The 16,525-nt window shown below is 36.3% G+C and carries 17 protein-coding genes; 10 read left to right on the top strand and 7 right to left on the bottom strand.

The features are described from left to right. Window positions 1-24: 24 nt before the first annotated feature. Entirely contained in the window at window positions 25-843 is an 819-nt protein-coding gene (gene tcdA, locus LG402_RS17135; RefSeq protein ID WP_109409175.1) for a tRNA cyclic N6-threonylcarbamoyladenosine(37) synthase TcdA, read from the top strand. 107 nt (window positions 844-950) lie between these two features. On the opposite strand, the gene csdE is transcribed toward tcdA, so the two are convergent. After that, the gene (csdE, locus tag LG402_RS17130) at window positions 951-1,400 is read right to left on the bottom strand and encodes a cysteine desulfurase sulfur acceptor subunit CsdE (protein WP_166539376.1); all 450 of its coding nucleotides are present in this window, start codon (window positions 1,398-1,400) and stop codon (window positions 951-953) included. Window positions 1,401-1,405: 5 nt separating this feature from the next. Beyond that, window positions 1,406-2,617, bottom strand: a complete 1,212-nt coding sequence (csdA, locus tag LG402_RS17125; protein ID WP_227336015.1) for a cysteine desulfurase CsdA — start codon at window positions 2,615-2,617, stop codon at window positions 1,406-1,408. 661 nt (window positions 2,618-3,278) lie between these two features. On the opposite strand from csdA, the gene LG402_RS17120 reads away from it, so the two are divergent. From LG402_RS17120 to rlmM, 3 genes are read left to right on the top strand one after another with little or no spacing between them, the layout of a single operon-like run. Then, window positions 3,279-4,199 (top strand): transcriptional regulator GcvA, encoded by a 921-nt coding sequence (locus LG402_RS17120; protein WP_023582728.1) that lies wholly within the window; start codon window positions 3,279-3,281, stop codon window positions 4,197-4,199. 45 nt (window positions 4,200-4,244) lie between these two features. Further along, complete coding sequence (locus LG402_RS17115; protein WP_109409076.1) at window positions 4,245-4,640, top strand: DUF423 domain-containing protein; 396 nt, start codon at window positions 4,245-4,247, stop codon at window positions 4,638-4,640. Next, window positions 4,633-5,730, top strand: a complete 1,098-nt coding sequence (gene rlmM / locus LG402_RS17110; RefSeq protein WP_166539374.1) for a 23S rRNA (cytidine(2498)-2'-O)-methyltransferase RlmM — start codon at window positions 4,633-4,635, stop codon at window positions 5,728-5,730. Before LG402_RS17115 ends, rlmM begins: the two co-directional genes overlap by 8 nt. A gap of 131 nt (window positions 5,731-5,861) precedes the next feature. On the opposite strand, the gene xni is transcribed toward rlmM, so the two are convergent. From xni to queF, 3 genes are all read right to left on the bottom strand, one after another. After that, on the bottom strand, window positions 5,862-6,611 hold the full coding sequence (gene xni, locus LG402_RS17105) for a flap endonuclease Xni (protein WP_098941999.1): 750 nt from the start codon (window positions 6,609-6,611) through the stop codon (window positions 5,862-5,864). Between the two features lie 6 nt (window positions 6,612-6,617). Further along, a complete protein-coding gene (ppnN, locus tag LG402_RS17100; protein ID WP_088494686.1) occupies window positions 6,618-7,985 on the bottom strand; it encodes a nucleotide 5'-monophosphate nucleosidase PpnN in 1,368 nt (455 codons plus the stop codon). A gap of 91 nt (window positions 7,986-8,076) precedes the next feature. After that, window positions 8,077-8,922 carry an NADPH-dependent 7-cyano-7-deazaguanine reductase QueF gene (gene queF / locus LG402_RS17095; RefSeq protein ID WP_227336014.1) on the bottom strand — a complete coding sequence of 282 codons (846 nt, stop codon included), beginning with the start codon at window positions 8,920-8,922 and terminating at the stop codon, window positions 8,077-8,079. Window positions 8,923-9,078: 156 nt separating this feature from the next. On the opposite strand from queF, the gene syd reads away from it, so the two are divergent. From syd to LG402_RS17065, 6 genes are all read left to right on the top strand, one after another. Continuing rightward, entirely contained in the window at window positions 9,079-9,630 is a 552-nt protein-coding gene (gene syd / locus LG402_RS17090) for a SecY-interacting protein (protein ID WP_166539372.1), read from the top strand. A gap of 464 nt (window positions 9,631-10,094) precedes the next feature. Then, on the top strand, window positions 10,095-10,418 hold the full coding sequence (locus tag LG402_RS17085; RefSeq protein ID WP_227336013.1) for a YqcC family protein: 324 nt from the start codon (window positions 10,095-10,097) through the stop codon (window positions 10,416-10,418). Window positions 10,419-10,426: 8 nt separating this feature from the next. Beyond that, window positions 10,427-11,191 carry a tRNA pseudouridine(65) synthase TruC gene (gene truC / locus LG402_RS17080; protein WP_109409072.1) on the top strand — a complete coding sequence of 255 codons (765 nt, stop codon included), beginning with the start codon at window positions 10,427-10,429 and terminating at the stop codon, window positions 11,189-11,191. Between the two features lie 302 nt (window positions 11,192-11,493). Next, complete coding sequence (gene ptsG, locus LG402_RS17075; protein ID WP_227336012.1) at window positions 11,494-12,945, top strand: PTS glucose transporter subunit IIBC; 1,452 nt, start codon at window positions 11,494-11,496, stop codon at window positions 12,943-12,945. 122 nt (window positions 12,946-13,067) lie between these two features. Beyond that, a complete protein-coding gene (locus LG402_RS17070) occupies window positions 13,068-14,543 on the top strand; it encodes a hypothetical protein (RefSeq protein ID WP_227336011.1) in 1,476 nt (491 codons plus the stop codon). Window positions 14,544-14,608: 65 nt separating this feature from the next. Beyond that, window positions 14,609-15,052, top strand: coding sequence for a flavodoxin (locus LG402_RS17065; RefSeq protein WP_109409069.1), 444 nt, complete (start codon window positions 14,609-14,611; stop codon window positions 15,050-15,052). A gap of 161 nt (window positions 15,053-15,213) precedes the next feature. Here LG402_RS17065 and LG402_RS17060 read toward each other — a convergent pair whose 3' ends face one another. Beyond that, window positions 15,214-15,600, bottom strand: a complete 387-nt coding sequence (locus LG402_RS17060) for a DUF3461 family protein (protein WP_006535910.1) — start codon at window positions 15,598-15,600, stop codon at window positions 15,214-15,216. Window positions 15,601-15,670: 70 nt separating this feature from the next. Continuing rightward, window positions 15,671-16,495 carry a 2,3,4,5-tetrahydropyridine-2,6-dicarboxylate N-succinyltransferase gene (dapD, locus tag LG402_RS17055; RefSeq protein WP_109409068.1) on the bottom strand — a complete coding sequence of 275 codons (825 nt, stop codon included), beginning with the start codon at window positions 16,493-16,495 and terminating at the stop codon, window positions 15,671-15,673. Window positions 16,496-16,525: the final 30 nt, after the last annotated feature.

Genomic DNA, 16,525 nt, shown 5'->3' with positions numbered 1-16,525 from the left:
TGTTATTTAGGTTGTTATCGCATTATGCAAAATTCATTATCAGATTCATATTTACAACGCTTTTCTGGAATAGGACGACTTTATGGGCAAAAAGCGTTGTCTTATTTTGCTCAGGCTCATATTTGTGTCGTGGGTATAGGTGGAGTAGGTAGTTGGGCTGCGGAAGCGCTGGCACGCAGTGGTATTGGTTCTATCACCTTAATTGATATGGATGATGTTTGTGTAACTAATACAAATAGGCAAATACATGCATTAAAAGAAAATGTGGGTCAGCCTAAATGTGACGTTATGAAACAGCGTATTTTAGAAATCAACCCAGAATGTAATGTCACTAGTATTGATGATTTTGTCACGGTTGATAATGTCGCTGAGATGATGAATAACGATTTTGATTATGTGATTGATGCGATTGATAGTGTTAGACCAAAAGCTGCGTTATTAGCCTATTGTCGCCGTTATAAAATTCCTGTGATCACAACGGGAGGGGCTGGTGGGCAAATTGATCCAACCCAAATCCAAGTGGTCGATTTAGCAAAAACAATTCAAGATCCTTTAGCTGCTAAATTAAGAGAACGTTTAAAATCTGATTTTAATGTTGTAAAAAATAGCAAAGGTAAGTTAGGTATAGACTGTGTTTTTTCTACTGAACAACTGGTTTATCCACAAGGTGATGGTACAGTTTGCGCAGCGAAAAGTACTGCTGACGGTGTAAAGCGAATGGATTGTTCTGCAGGATTTGGCGCAGTAACGATGGTAACCGCTTCTTTTGGTTTTATTGCGGTGTCTCATGCGTTGAAGAAGATGTTAGCGAAGGCTCAACGTACTTGTCATATTTCAAGTTGAAGCGTTGTTGACGGCGTTCATTCGCACTAGTCACATACTTATGTATGTGACTAGCGACTCATTCCTTTGTCGCCTAGCTGTGACTTGAATTATTTAAAGTATCAAACTTAATACTGGGATGTGAGTGATTTTAGCCGTGCGATAATCGCATTAACTCCGTCTGTACGAGATTGGCTAATCTGATTAGCCAATCCTAATTGATCGAAAATCGCTAATATATCGATATCAGCTATTTCTTGTGCCGTTTTATTTTCAACTATCGTTAAGATAATCGTCAGTAAGCCTTTTACAATACGACCATCACTATCGCCATAAACATGGTATTTGCCGTTATTATTTAACTCGACACCAAGCCACACTCTATTTTCACAACCCTTGATCTCTTTTTCTGTAGTTTTTAATGCATCAGGTAATGTGGGCAATTTTCGTGAGAGCTGAATTAATTGACGATATTTATCTTCCCATGCTTTTGATTTTTGAAAATCATTAAGCAATACCTCTAAGGTAATTTCATGACCAAAAGGGTGTTGCGTGGTGAGATGATGTGTGTTGTTCATTATGATTATTCGTCTTTTAAGAGTGTTAAAGCAAAATTAATGGCATTAATAAAAGCATCAATATCAGCACGTTGATTATAAGGCATAAAAGAAATACGTAAACAGCCTGAAATATTTAATGAATCAATAAGAGGCTGTGCACAATGTTGTCCTGTACGTAATGCTATGCCTTTCTCTGTGATTAATGTTGCTAAATCACTATGGTGGATACCTGCAAAATTAAAAGAGATGACGGATGAGTTTGGTGCGCGATAGCTGATAAATCCATCTAACTCACGTAGGCGCCTTTCAGCTTCATCAGCAAGCTCCAATGTATATTGGTTAGCCTGATACATATCTTGTGTTTCTAGCCATGCTAATGTTGCTGAGAAAGCGATAACACCCGCAACATTAGGTGTTCCGGCTTCAAAACAATGAGGAATAGCGGCAGGTGTAAAACTATTAAAGGTTGCATTTGTTAGCATTTTCCCCCCACCATGCCAAGGTGCCATCTGGTATAAAAGCTCACGTTTACCATAACAAATACCTAATCCATTAGGGCCATAAAGCTTGTGTGCGGAGAAAACATAAAAATCAATATCAAGTGCGATCACATCCGTTGAGTGGTGTGCGATACCTTGTGCGCCATCAACAACCAATAAGCAATTATGATATTGGTGAACACATTGAGACACTTTATCTAATGCGATTTGAGCACCTGTTACATTCGACATTTGGCTAATTGCCACAATACGAGTTCGCTCACTGATCAAGCGATTTAGATCCTCAATTGAAGGCAAAAAATCATCTTCAATAGCCCAAGGGATCACCTGTGCACCTGTTTGTTCTGCTAGGATCAACCAAGGTATAAGGTTGGCATGATGTTCTTGCTCACTCACTATTATTTCATCACCTGCCTGTAACCGTGGACGAAAATAGCCTTGAGCAATCAAGTTGAGTGATTCTGTGGTGCCTTTTGTCCAAATAATAGTATCACTATCAGCACTATTAATTAATTTGGCAACTTGTTGACGAGTCGCTTCAAACTGTTGTGTAGTTTCTTTAGCGTGTTGATATTGGCTACGATGAACCGTCGCAAAATTGTGGCGATAAAAATTATCTGAGGCTTCTATCATTGCAAGAGGCTTTAATGCCGTAGCTGCGCTATCAAGATAAACTGTGTTTGCTTCAAGAGCAGGAAATTGTTGTCGAAATAATTCAGGGGAAAATACGTTCATAATTATGCTGTGTTAGTAGATGAATAATGTTTCGTAATTTGTAGTAAAAATAGGGCGTATAGATTATACGGTTAATTATATTTATTTATAATAAAAAACTAAGAACATCCGTTTATAGCATGATAGTGCGCCCATAATAACACGACAAAGATGGCGAAAGTTCACTCAATAAAAAATCACAGATAGCAGATTTATCATGTATTTTTTCTTTAATTTAATCATTTTAAAGAGAATATGATGCATTTTTCAGAACATTGACAATAAATTTATTGTAAAGAAAAGATGAAAACATCAAAAGTGAGTGTATAGAAGATGAAAAGTTAGATAAAAATAGGGAATAAAAAAAGCACCGCCTTGGCGGTGCACTATAAAATCACTATGGACAGACAGGGTAAATGTACAGGAAGTGAAAAAAAACAGTAGCATCAGCTACTAAGTCTGGAATTTCCAGACAACTTGCAAACACAACATCACAACCACAAAGCCAAAAGTTTTGCAGTATTACTACTACACAACTTTTCGTTCCGGCTTAGGAAGTGCGCTTACTATAGGTATTTACTGGCTAATCATCAAGGGACAAATTATAATGCTTCGCATAAAAAAAACTAATGATGAGAGTTAGGGTCTACTAATAGCCAAAATAGGGGTTTAAGAGCCGAATATGTCTAAACGTTTACCACCATTAAATGCGCTTAGGGTTTTTGATTCAGCTGCACGTCATTTAAGTTTTACTAAAGCTGCTGAAGAATTATTTGTGACACAAGCAGCAGTGAGCCATCAAATTAAAACACTAGAAGAATTCCTTGGGCTAAAATTATTTAGAAGACGTAATCGCTCGCTTTTATTGACTGAAGAAGGGCAAAGTTATTATCTCGATATCAAGGAAATTTTTTCATCAATTAACGAGGCAACTCGCAAATTATTAGCGAGAAGCGCGAAAGGTGCACTGACTGTTAGCCTGTCTCCAAGTTTTGCGATTCAATGGCTAGTACCTAGGTTATCTGGATTTAATCAAGCTTATCCGGGGATTGATGTACGAATTCAGGCTGTTGATAGAGAAGAGGATAAGCTTGCTGATGACGTTGATGTGGCAATTTTTTATGGTCGAGGAAACTGGACAGGGCTACGAACAGACCGTCTTTATGCTGAATATTTAATTCCTGTTTGTGCGCCATCTTTACTTACAGGTGAAAAACCACTAAAAACCCCATCAGATCTGATTTATCATACGCTACTACATGATACATCTCGTCGAGACTGGCAAGCTTATGTTCGCCAATTAGAGATACAAAATCAGATCAATGTGCAGCAAGGCCCCATTTTTAGTCATAGTTCAATGGTGATCCAGGCCGCTGTACATGGGCAAGGTGTTGCATTAGTTAATAATGTCATGGCACGTAGTGAAATAGAATCAGGTCGGCTAGTTAGACCTTTTCCAGATGTCCTTGTCAGTAAAAATGCATTTTATTTAGTTTGCCAAGATAGTCAGGCTGAATTGGGTAAAATTGCGGCTTTTCGCCAATGGATTTTATCACAAGCAGCGAATGAACAAGAAAAGCTGGGTTTACTGACATCATCTTAATATTATGATTGGCAAAATATCTTCTAAATTAGGAAGGAATAAACAGTGAATAGTCGTACATTGCTTATGTTTTCCGCGATTAGTGGCTTTTTTTATGTCGCTTTTGGTGCATTTGCAACACATAAGCTAGCACCTCATTTATCGCCACAACATTGGGAATACATCCAGTTAGCGATGCGTTACCAGATTGTACATACCTTGATACTTGTCGGGATCGCAGCAATATTAATGCGAAAAACCATCTTATGGTTTTATTGGGCAGGTATTTTCTTTAGTGTTGGTATTCTACTTTTCAGTGGTAGCCTTTATTGTATGGCGCTAACACAAGTTAGATTGTTATCTTATTTTACGCCAATTGGTGGGTTTAGTTTTCTTATTGGTTGGACTTTAATTTTTATTGGCGCTTTGCGTCTAAGGGCACCGGCGTCTCGCCATGAATAAAGTTGCATTATATTGTCGCCAAGGTTTTGAAAAAGAGTGCGCGGCTGAGATTACGGATAAAGCAGGTCAAATCGGCGTTTATGGCTTTCCTCGTGTTAAAGAGGGAAGTGGCTATGTGATTTTTGAATGCTACCAAGAAGGTGAAGCAGACAAAATTGCACGTGAAGTAAATTTCCGTGAATTAATTTTTGCTCGTCAGATGTTTGTGACAGGTGAATTACTTAAAGATTTACCGCCAGAAGATAGAATTACACCAATTGTTGGAATGCTAAAAGGTGCTGTTGAAAAAGCGGGTGAACTTCGAGTTGAAGTTGCTGATACTAACGAAAGTAAAGAGCTATTAAAATTTTGCCGTAAATTTACGGTGCCATTACGTAATCATTTACGTAATGAAAAAATTTTGCTGAAAGTAGAGAATTTTAGCCGTCCTATTATCCATGTGTTTTTCATTGCACCGGGATGTTGTTATGTTGGTTATTCTTATAGCTTTAATAATTCCGCATTCTATATGGGTATTCCTCGATTAAAATTCCCATCAGATGCACCAAGTCGTTCGACACTGAAACTTGAAGAAGCATTTCATATCTTCATTCCTTATGACGAGTGGGAAGAGCGCTTAGCTAGTGGAATGAAAGCGGTAGATTTAGGAGCATGCCCCGGTGGTTGGACATATCAATTAGTGAAACGCAGTATGATGGTACATGCTGTTGATAATGGTCCAATGGCACAATCTTTGATGGATACAGGGCAAGTTCGTCATCACCAAGTTGATGGTTTTAAATTTGAACCTACATCTAAAAATATCACATGGCTTGTCTGTGATATGGTTGAAAAGCCAGCTAAAGTTGCTGCGTTAATGACAACTTGGGTTGCCAATGAATGGTGTCGTGAAGCTATCTTTAACCTAAAATTGCCAATGAAAAAGCGTTATGAGGAAGTCTCTCATATCCTTGAAAAAATAAAGTCAGAGTTAGCTGAAAAAGGGGTTAACGTTAAGATCCAAGCTAAGCAACTTTATCATGATAGAGAAGAAATAACTGTTCATATTCAAAATATTTGGGCTGCTTATCGACCCGATCGTGAATTCTAAAAACGTTCAAAGCACATCGATTTATTGATGACAATAAAAAGCTAAGCTTATAAATTGAAGCTTAGCTTTTTTAATGGGATCTCGTTATTTAAGGATATCTGCTCGTTGAATTTTAATAATAGAGAGCTTAGCTATTTTAAACGTAACTGTTGTAGATTACCGTTTAATTGAATATCAGTGCGTAATGTTGTGATTTTCCGACTGATAAATGCAGACTCTTTATGGGTAATAAGTTTGTTTTGCCATTTAGTAGGAACATCATCAATATGCTGATAGAGCGATTCTAGATCTGGGTGAATTTGTAAAAGCTCGGTGGCACTTTTAGGTCCAATACCAGGAACGCCTGCAACCTTACTGCTGCTTACGCCTGTTAATCCCCAATAATCAGTAAGCTGAGATGGCTCGACACCAAATTCTGCTCTGATAAATTCTAAATCTAACCAACGTCGTTGAAAATAATCGCGTATACGAATAGAGGGTGAAAGTAATTGGCAATAACCTTTATCCGTTGAAATAATCGTGACTCGAAAACCCGCACTCGCCACTTTTGTTGCCAATGTTGCAGCAACATCATCCGCTTCATCACCGCCAGAGTGCCAGCTTTGTATTCCTAAATTGAGTAACATTGCTTTAATTTCTGGCAATTGTTGACGCAGGTCATCAGGCATTGGTGTGCGACCTGCTTTATAATCAGGTAAGAGTTGATGTCGCCAACTACCGTCTCTGTCATCTTCATCAAAGACCGCTACGGCATGAGTAGGTTGGGTGTGACCAAGCAGTTGGTTGACGCTCTGTTCACACACAGTCTGGCAGGAAGAACCTGATGCCGCATGAATGCGGCGGATCAGGTTTAAAGCATCAATAATCAGCAAATGTATCATAATAAATTAGCTGATAATCTCATAACATGGTTGGTAAGCTGTACCGCCTGGAAGTTTCATACGATGTTGCTCAACAAAGCCCGCTAATAAAATATCCATGCGCCGCATAATTTCACGGTCACCATGAATTTTATAAGGGCCGTAAGCTTCAATCGCCTTCATACCTACTTCTTTTACGTTACCTGCAACAATACCAGAGAATGCACGACGTAAGTCAGCGGCTAATTTTTCAGGTGATTGATCGGTGCTTAAGTTAAGTGATGCCATATTTTCATGTGTTGGTTCAAAAGGATGCTGTAAGTCAGCATTGATTTTCATTGACCAGTTAAAGCTATAAGCATCACCAGTACTACGACGATTATCTTTTACCAATGGCATATATTTTTTCATAATGCGAGCCACTTCAGGCGCATCATCAATAATAATTTGGTAATGGCGTCGAGCCTCATCACCTAATGTATTTGCGATAAAATCGTCGAGTACATTAAAGTAATCAGCACTCTCTTTCGGGCCAGTTAAAATCAGTGGTAATACTTGATCTTGGTTTTCTGGAGACATAAGAATACCAAGTAGATACAGTAATTCTTCGGCAGTTCCCACACCACCAGGAAAAATAATAATACCATGTCCAATACGAACAAAGGATTCCAGACGTTTTTCAATATCTGGCATGATAATCAGTTCGTTAACCAATGGATTTGGTGGCTCAGCCGCAATGATTGAAGGCTCTGTCATACCAATAAAACGGCTATTTTTATATCGTTGTTGAGCATGGCCGACCGCAGCACCTTTCATTGGTGCTTCCATCGCTCCTGGACCACAACCTGTACAAATATTAAGTTCTCGTAGCCCTAATTCGTTACCCACTTTTCGGCCATAAAGATACTCAGTTTCATTGATAGAGTGGCCACCCCAGCACACAATCATATTAGGATCTTCATCGATATGAAGGGCCCTAGCATTACGCAAAATAGAGAAAATAGTGTTAGTGATATGAGTGCTATTTTCTAAATTAAGGTGCAGGTCACGTTTGGCTGTTGTGATTTGTCCATGAACAAACAAAATGTCACGAAGTACAGCAAATAAGTTAGCTTGCAGTGAACGAATAATTTTTCCATCAACAAAGGCGTCTTCAGGAGGATTGACTAACTCTAATTTAACGCCACGTTCACGGCGCAGTACGTTAATATCAAAATCTTGGTATTTAGATAACAGTTCTTTACTACTATCAGTAAGGCTACCAGAGTTGAGGACAGCAAGAGAACAATTACGAAACAGTTGGTAAAGATCACTGCTTGCGGTTCTCTTTAGCATATCAACTTCTAGCTGTGAAAGCAGATCCATGGAACCTAATGGGCTGACATGAGTTATCACGTAGGACTCCTTTTTCTCCTGAAATAACAAACTGAAGTGCAACTGATCTTGGTATAACACAGATCATATTAACATACAGGCATTATTCCTATTATTGTCTGGCTAATCGACTGACTTTTGGAACAAACTCACAATTACTACGCCAAGGATTGATATCTAATCCACCACGTCGCGTATATCTTGCATAAACAGTTAATGTTTCTGGCGCACAAAATTGCATGATGTCGTGAAAAATTCGCTCAACACATTGTTCATGAAATTCATTATGTTGCCTAAATGAGACTAAATAACGTAGCAATTTTTCACGATCAATTTTTTTGCCTTTATATTGGATAGCGACAGATCCCCAATCTGGTTGATTGGTAATAAGGCAGTTTGATTTTAACAGATGACTGACTAGAGTTTCTTCAACCAGTGTATCGGTTGTCGATCCGTTTAACCATTGTGCATCAAACTGATAATTATCGATTTCAATGTCTTGTTCATCAATACACTCTCCAGCAAAATCAACAATAGATTGTGATGTAAAATGTGAAAGTGGGTAAATAGTCAGATTCACTTTACCTTTAGCACAAGAGGTTAAATCTTTAAGTAAGGTTTTTTCAACGATATCCCAGCTTTCAAAGCGAGTTTGGTTAAAACTGTTGAGATATAGTTTAAAGCTTTTAGATTCAATGAGGTTTTCCGTCTTTGCATCTAATTCAACATGACCAATTGCAACTTGTGGTAACCCTTTGCTATTAAGCCAAGAGAGTTCATACATAGTCCAAATATCACCACCATGAAATGGCAAATTTTCAGCAGTTAAAGAAAGTGAGTCTCGGTTTAGGCTACGAGGAACGCCTTGTAATAATTCGGCATCATAGTGATCATGATATTGAGTCTTTTTGCCTAAAGATAATGTTTCAAGAGATTTATCACCTTGATATAAAGACATAATTTACATCCTAACTTTAACTGAAAATAAAAGAAGGTTAATTATACTATTGAAACATCAATAGTATACGAATGCTTTATTTTTGATGCTCTGAATTAATAACATAATCAGGTAACATAAAGGCTAATTTTTATTTAATAGATAAAGCTGATAACCGTGATTGAAAATATTTCCTCTGAATTAAAAGCCTTCACCCAAAAATATGTTGAGTTATGGCAAGAAAAATCAGGTTTACCTCCTGCGAGTGAAGATCTCTATGGTGTTCCTTCCGTTTGTATTTCAAGAACAGGTGATGAAGTCGTTTATTGGCTACCTCAACCTTTTGTGGGAACGGATAAACTAGAAAAAGTTGAAAAAGCGATGGGGATTATTATTCGCCCTGAATTACATAATTACTTTACCACTCAGTATGCGGGAGATATGCAAGTTCGCTTTAGAGATACACACTTGAGCTTAATCCAAGTTTGGAGCGAAGAAGATTTTATCCGCCTACAAGAAAATATTATTGGGCATTTGGTGACACAAAAGCGGCTGAAATTAACGCCAACTTTATTTATTGGCACAACAGATTCAGAAAACGACATAATTTCTGTATGTAATGTTTCTGGCGAAGTTATTCTTGAAACTTTTGGTCAAAAGAAAAGAAAAGTTTTAGCGGAAAATTTATTTGTTTTTCTATCAGAATTAGTCGTGGTGTATAGTGAATGATGTAGTCTTAAAACTATTCTTTGTGTGAGACATATCTTACAAAAAAGAGTCTGTTTTTTTAGATAATGGGTCCTTGTATAAGAGTAAATTTGATTTATTTAAGTAGAGCAATAACTTAATAACCTATTGTTTTTATTTATGGTTATTTCTATTTGATTGCTTTTATTTTGTGGGTTGTTTAACTAATCAATTATTGGCATTCTACGTTCACCAACTAAAGGACTGCTTGGTGGCCGATATAATGTAAAGTAATCAAGGGCACAGGAAATAGGATATTTCCATTAATGTGGATACAGACTTAATCACAGGGATAGATAAAACGGTCTTGCTTGGATGCATGTGTTGTACAGACAGCTATTTTTCTTGTCTAAAAGGAGTTTCGGCTCCTTTTATTTTTTTATTTGTTTTCTGCTATTCCATCCCAATGTTATCCTTATTCGTAAGTTTTATATAAGGAACACATGATGACAGCAGAACAACGTATTTTAGCGAAATTGCTCTTAATCGAAAAAGAGATGAAGAACATTGAGCTATGGCAATTAGGATCACCGACTGAGCAAGCATTTGAAAGTATTGAACCTTTTTGTATTGATACAATGAGTGCTCATGAATGGTTACAGTGGGTATTGATTCCACGATTGTCATCAATGATTGAAAATGAGATGCCATTACCTAATTCATTTGCAATCGCGCCTTATTACGAAGAAGCATTCAAAGATGATGAAAGTCGCGACTTTACTGATTTACTTAATCATCTGCGTGAACTTGACGCAATGTTTAAATCATAAGGCTGACAATGCTAGATATTATTTATCAAGATGAATATCTTGTTGCGGTGAATAAACCTGCGGGCTGGCTTGTTCACCGTAGTTGGCTCGATAGACATGAAACGGTGTTTGTGATGCAAACACTGAGAGATCAAATAGGGCAACATGTTTTTCCTGTACACCGTTTAGATAGACCTACGTCTGGTGTTCTATTAATGGCACTCTCTTCAGATGTTGCTAGGGCTCTTTCTCAATCTTTTGAACAACATAAGACAGAAAAAATTTACCATGCCGTTGTCAGAGGGTATGTTGAAGAAGCGTTAGTGATTGATAGTCCTTTAGTGGAAGAGTTAGATAAAATTGCAGACAAATTTGCAACTCAACCACCACAAATTCAAGAATGTGTAACACATTGCCAGCCATTAGCAACCGTTGAAAAAGAGGTTGCGATTGGGCGCTATCCTACATCTCGATTTAGTTTATTAGAATTGCGTCCTGAAACAGGTCGTAAGCATCAATTACGTCGCCATATGTCTCACATTCGCCACCCAATTATCGGCGATACTGCTCATGGTGATCTACGTCAAAACCGTGGTGTTGTAAATCATTTTCAATCTCATCGCTTGATGTTACATGCAAGCCATCTAAACTTAATTCATCCAATCACATTGCAACCGCTTAATTTAACGGCGAAATGGGATCTCCCTTGGCAACACCTTATTAATCAATTTGGTTGGCGTGGATTAAGATCTGAATTAGAGCAGTATGGCGAAGATTTATCTCATCACTTTTAATTCCTTTCTTATTCAAAATATTGATTTCTATATGTGACTATCAAGGCTTTTTTACTTAAGTCTTGATGGTTTGCGCAAATTTATAATCTCTATTAACTATTTGTAAAATATATAATTCTATAAATTGATCTGATCACATGCATTGAAACGTGACAGCTATCATGTATTCATTAAGCGATTTATTTTATGATGTGAAATAAATAAGGCTTATCATTAGATAAGTTTATGAAATAAAACCCACACTACTTTAAACAAATAAAAAACTTACAACATATAAAACCCACACTCCGGGAGTCTGCTTGATGTTTAAAAACCTATTTGTTGTTTTACAAAAAATCGGAAAGTCCTTGATGTTACCGGTATCTGTATTGCCTATTGCCGGTATTTTATTAGGGGTTGGTTCCGCAGATCTATCATGGATCCCCTCTTCTGTTTCTCAAGTTATGGCAGAAGCTGGTGGTTCAGTTTTCTCTAATATGCCACTTATTTTTGCCATTGGTGTTGCATTAGGCTTTACCAATAATGACGGGGTATCAGCGCTAGCTTCCGTAGTGGCTTACGGCATTATGTCTAAAACCATGATAGTGGTTGCTCCTTGGGTTTTAGGGCTTTCACCAGCTGAAATTGAGGCTCAACATCTTACTGATACTGGTGTGTTAGGGGGGATTATTGCAGGTATTATTGCGGCCTCCATGTTTAACCGCTTTTATCGCATCAAATTACCTGAGTATTTAGGATTCTTTGCTGGTAAGCGTTTTGTTCCTATTATTTCGGGATTAATTGCTATTTTTGTTGGGATTATCTTAGCTTTTATTTGGCCTCCTATCGGTACCGCTATCCAACGTTTCTCTGAATGGGCAGCCTATCAAAACCCAGCTGTTGCTTTTGGTATTTACGGTGTTGTAGAGCGTGGATTAGTACCATTTGGTTTGCACCACATCTGGAATGTACCGTTCCAAATGCAAGTGGGTGAATATGTAAATAGTGCAGGACAAGTATTCCACGGTGATATTCCTCGTTATATGGCAGGTGACCCAACCGCTGGTATGTTGTCTGGTGGCTTCTTATTTAAGATGTTTGGTTTACCTGCTGCCGCTATTGCGATTTGGCATTCAGCACGCCCTGAGAATCGTGTAAAAGTGGGAGGGATCATGATTTCTGCGGCATTAACTGCCTTCTTAACAGGGATCACTGAGCCTATTGAGTTCTCATTTATGTTCGTCGCTCCAATCCTTTATGTTATTCATGTTATTTTGGCTGGTTTAGCGTTTGTTATTTGTATCTTGTTAGGTATGCGTGATGGTACAAGTTTCTCTCATGGCTTGATCGACTTTATCGTATTAAGTGGTAATAGCAGTAAGCTGTATTTATTCCCAATTATTGGCATACTTTATGCCATAACTTATTACTCAATTTTCCGTTTTTTAATCGTGAAACTAAACCTGAAAACACCAGGTCGAGAAGTTGAAGATAAAAACGCCAAACAAGCGGATAAAAGCGCGATGGGGCAATCTTTAGTTGCTGCTTTTGGTGGTAAAGACAATATCAGTAGTTTAGATGCATGTATCACACGCTTACGCATTGGTGTAAAAGAGATCGATAAGGTTGATCGTGATGAATTGAAAAGATTGGGCGCTGCTGGTGTAGTTGTAGTCGGCTCTGGTATTCAAGCAATTTTTGGTCCTAAGTCAGATAATCTAAAAACTGAAATGGATGAATATATCCGGTCTTTGGACACGACTGAACAAGAATAAATTATTTTTGATTGAATTATAAAAACACTCTTATGTGTAAACAAAGAGTGTTTTTTTATTGAAATAATATAGATGATAATTATGTAATTCTCTTAGGTATTAATCTGAATCTAGGAGGAAGTATGAATTCAACATTATCAATAGCAAATAATAAAAATTTTGTACTCTTACTAGAAGATAGTAAAGGGGCCTATTTTGAAGAAAAAGATTTATTTTCTTTTATAAAATATAGAGATGAAGAACTAAAGATCTTCAATAAAGATAAGAGGTTTATATTTTCAAAATTTAGTTGTGAATTAAAAAGTACATTTGAAAAGTATATTTTAAATAATAAAAATAGATTGGAAAAATTAAATAAAATTATTATTAAAGAGGGGTTGGTTGATAAAATAAAGATCTTTGATGGAAAAGTAGATGTGTTAAACTTAAATAGTGGTGATGATCTTAATCGTTTATTTTCCTCATTGTTGAGGAATAAAAGTAAACATAGTACACTCTTTAAAATGTTATTTAGTGATAATAATATATTAATTAATAACTTCATCTCCAAAGATAAAAAAGAAATTTTTCATAATATTGAAAAAATTGCAAATAATATAAATAGCAATGGGATTTTATCATTATTTAAAAGTAGAAAAAAAACAGAAATATATGATAAAAAGATGTCAGTAATGTTGGAGGTTCAATCAATAAAGCCTGAAATTATGCGAACCGAAAATGATTACACTAGTAAACCAATAGATACTGGGGGTTGTAACAAAATAAGGCATAATAAAAAAGAAGAATGTAGTGATGACTTAAGGGAGATAAGAAAAGTAGATAATGAAAAATCAAAGATAATAAAAGAAGTTAATGAAGGAAAAGAAAGGTTAAATAAATTTTTAGACATCTTAAATGAAGGGGCACTTAATGTTATTAGATCTATAATTCATATATCTCATTTTATTAATTGTAATGATAAAAATATTGACGAGAAATTTATTAATGAACTTGATATTGATGTCGATAAATTAAGAGATAGAAGTGATAATGTTAATTTAAATGGTGATTTCTTTAAATTAAGCATTGAAGATTTGAAAGTGAAATTAAATGAATTAAATTTAATTGTTAGTGAGCTTGATAAAAATAAAAAAAGAATAGCTATGTTTAAAGAACATAAATTAAACATTATTTATGAAGGGATTAGTTCATATAAACTCTTTACAATTAATCAGAATGACGTTGATTTTAAAAAATATTTTTTTGATAAAATAAGAGACGTTTCTTCTCAATTGTACCTTTATCATGGTTCATTAGAAAACCCTAAGGGACTCTTCTTTAGAATATATAAATATTTTTTTCCTAATAAGTATCTAGAAAAACAAAAGAAAAGTCATAATGCTTTTAATAAATTAAATATGTTATATAAAAATTTGTTCTGTTTGCTGCAATCTAAAGATTTTAAAAATAATTCAGTACCTAAATGGGCATGTAAATTAGTGGCTAAAACAATAAATGAATCTATACCTATGAATGATATTTTTTGGCAATTATCTAAAGAGCGAACAGAATGGAATAAAATTTATAAAGAATTTATTCTTGAGAAAGAAGGTGCATAATTTGTATATTGATAACGGTAGTATGTGACTTTCTATGTTTGTTGATAGATGGAATAGAGGATATTATGGCTAAAATCGGTATTTTTGTAGGTACAGTTTACGGAAATGCATTAGCGGTTGCTGAAGAGGCTCAACGTATTTTACTTGAGCATAAACACCAAGCTAATGTTTATGAAGAAGGAACTCTTGCGGATTGGAAAAAATATTCGACCGTATTAGTAATAACGTCGAGTACAGGGCAAGGGGATTTACCTGATACTATCGCACCTTTATTTCATGAACTGCGTGATAATTTGGGGTATCAGCCACACTTAAGTTACGGCTTAATTGCTTTAGGTGACAGTAGTTATGACCATTTTTGTGGTGCAGGTATGCAATTTGAAGCGCTATTACAAGAACATCAAGCCAAGCGTATTGGAGAAATATTAAAAATAGACGGTATGGATGTCGCAGAGCCAGAAGTATTTGCAATAGATTGGATAGAGAATTGGGTTAGTCAATTAGGTTAATTGAGAAAACAATTTAGTAAATCTAATTGGTCAATATGAAAATGAGTAAAGTGTCATATTTTAAATACCGCTTATTTCTATTTTATCAGAAAATAAGCGGTATTTTATGTAAAACTAACGTCTTAAATCGACTAAAATTAATTAGCCTTTGTGTCATATTATCAACGACGGGTTAGTTTTTCTAAATCAGCTTCAATTTCAGCAATCTTATTTGCAACAACATGTTCAAGATGGCGTAAATCGTCCAGAATTTTATGTTTTAAATCGACTTCTACTTGGTCTTGTTGGCAAATTTGATCTAATTCTTCAATAACATAACGTAAGTTAGTATTGATTTCATTTACTTCTTTAAAACCTTGCCCTGATTGACCATCAGAAATCGTTTTACGTTGACGCGGATATTTAAATTTTACGCTTTTTGCAAAAAATTCACCTTTATCTTTGCGAAAATAGATTTTTAAAATATCGTTGTTAGCTTCTTGGCGTAGGGTATAGCGGTCAATATCTTCAGGATGCGGGATCCCTAAATTTTTTAAATTATCGTACATATATTGGCACCTGATAGAAAAATGGGTGAAAGAATAGCGAACAGAATTAATTCTATCCGCTGTTCTTATATTAGTCGATAGTTCTTAACAATTCATTAATACCAACTTTTCCGCGTGTTTTAGCATCCACTTTTTTTACGATCACTGCACAGTACAGACTATAACTCCCATCTTTAGACGGTAAATTACCTGACACAACGACAGAGCCGGCGGGTACTCGGCCATAATGTACTTCGCCCGTTTCTCTGTCATAAATTTTGGTACTTTGGCCAATATAAACGCCCATTGAAATAACTGCACCTTCTTCGACAATTACGCCTTCAACAATTTCAGAGCGTGCGCCAATAAAACAATTATCTTCAATAATGGTTGGGTTTGCTTGTAGTGGTTCTAAAACACCGCCAATTCCTACACCGCCAGAGAGGTGAACATTTTTACCGATTTGAGCACATGAACCTACTGTTGCCCATGTATCGACCATGCTACCTTCATCGACGTAAGCACCAATGTTGACATAAGATGGCATTAAAACAGTGTTGCGGGCGATATAAGCACCTTGTCTAACGGCTGCTGGAGGGACAACACGAAAACCTTCTTTTTCAAAACGATCTTGGTCATAGTCAGCGAATTTCATAGGTACTTTGTCAAAATAGCGACTTTCACTGCCATCTATCACTTGATTGTGATTAATACGAAAAGAGAGTAGAACCGCTTTTTTCAACCATTGATGAGTCACCCACTGACCGTCAATTTTTTCCGCCACTCGCAGTTTCCCGCTGTCTAACTGTGCAATAACGTTATTAATTGCGTCACGAATATGAGGCTCAACGTTGTTTGGAGTGATATCGGCACGTTGTTCAAAGGCGTTATCAATAATAGATTGTAATGCTTGCATCAATAGTATTTCCTATATGTATTGTCGTGG

Source organism: Proteus sp. NMG38-2 (assembly GCF_020640995.1).
In the GTDB taxonomy this organism is placed as follows: Bacteria; Pseudomonadota; Gammaproteobacteria; order Enterobacterales; family Enterobacteriaceae; genus Proteus.
Note: the sequence above shows the minus strand (reverse complement) of the source record. Positions and strands in the feature narration are given on the sequence as shown.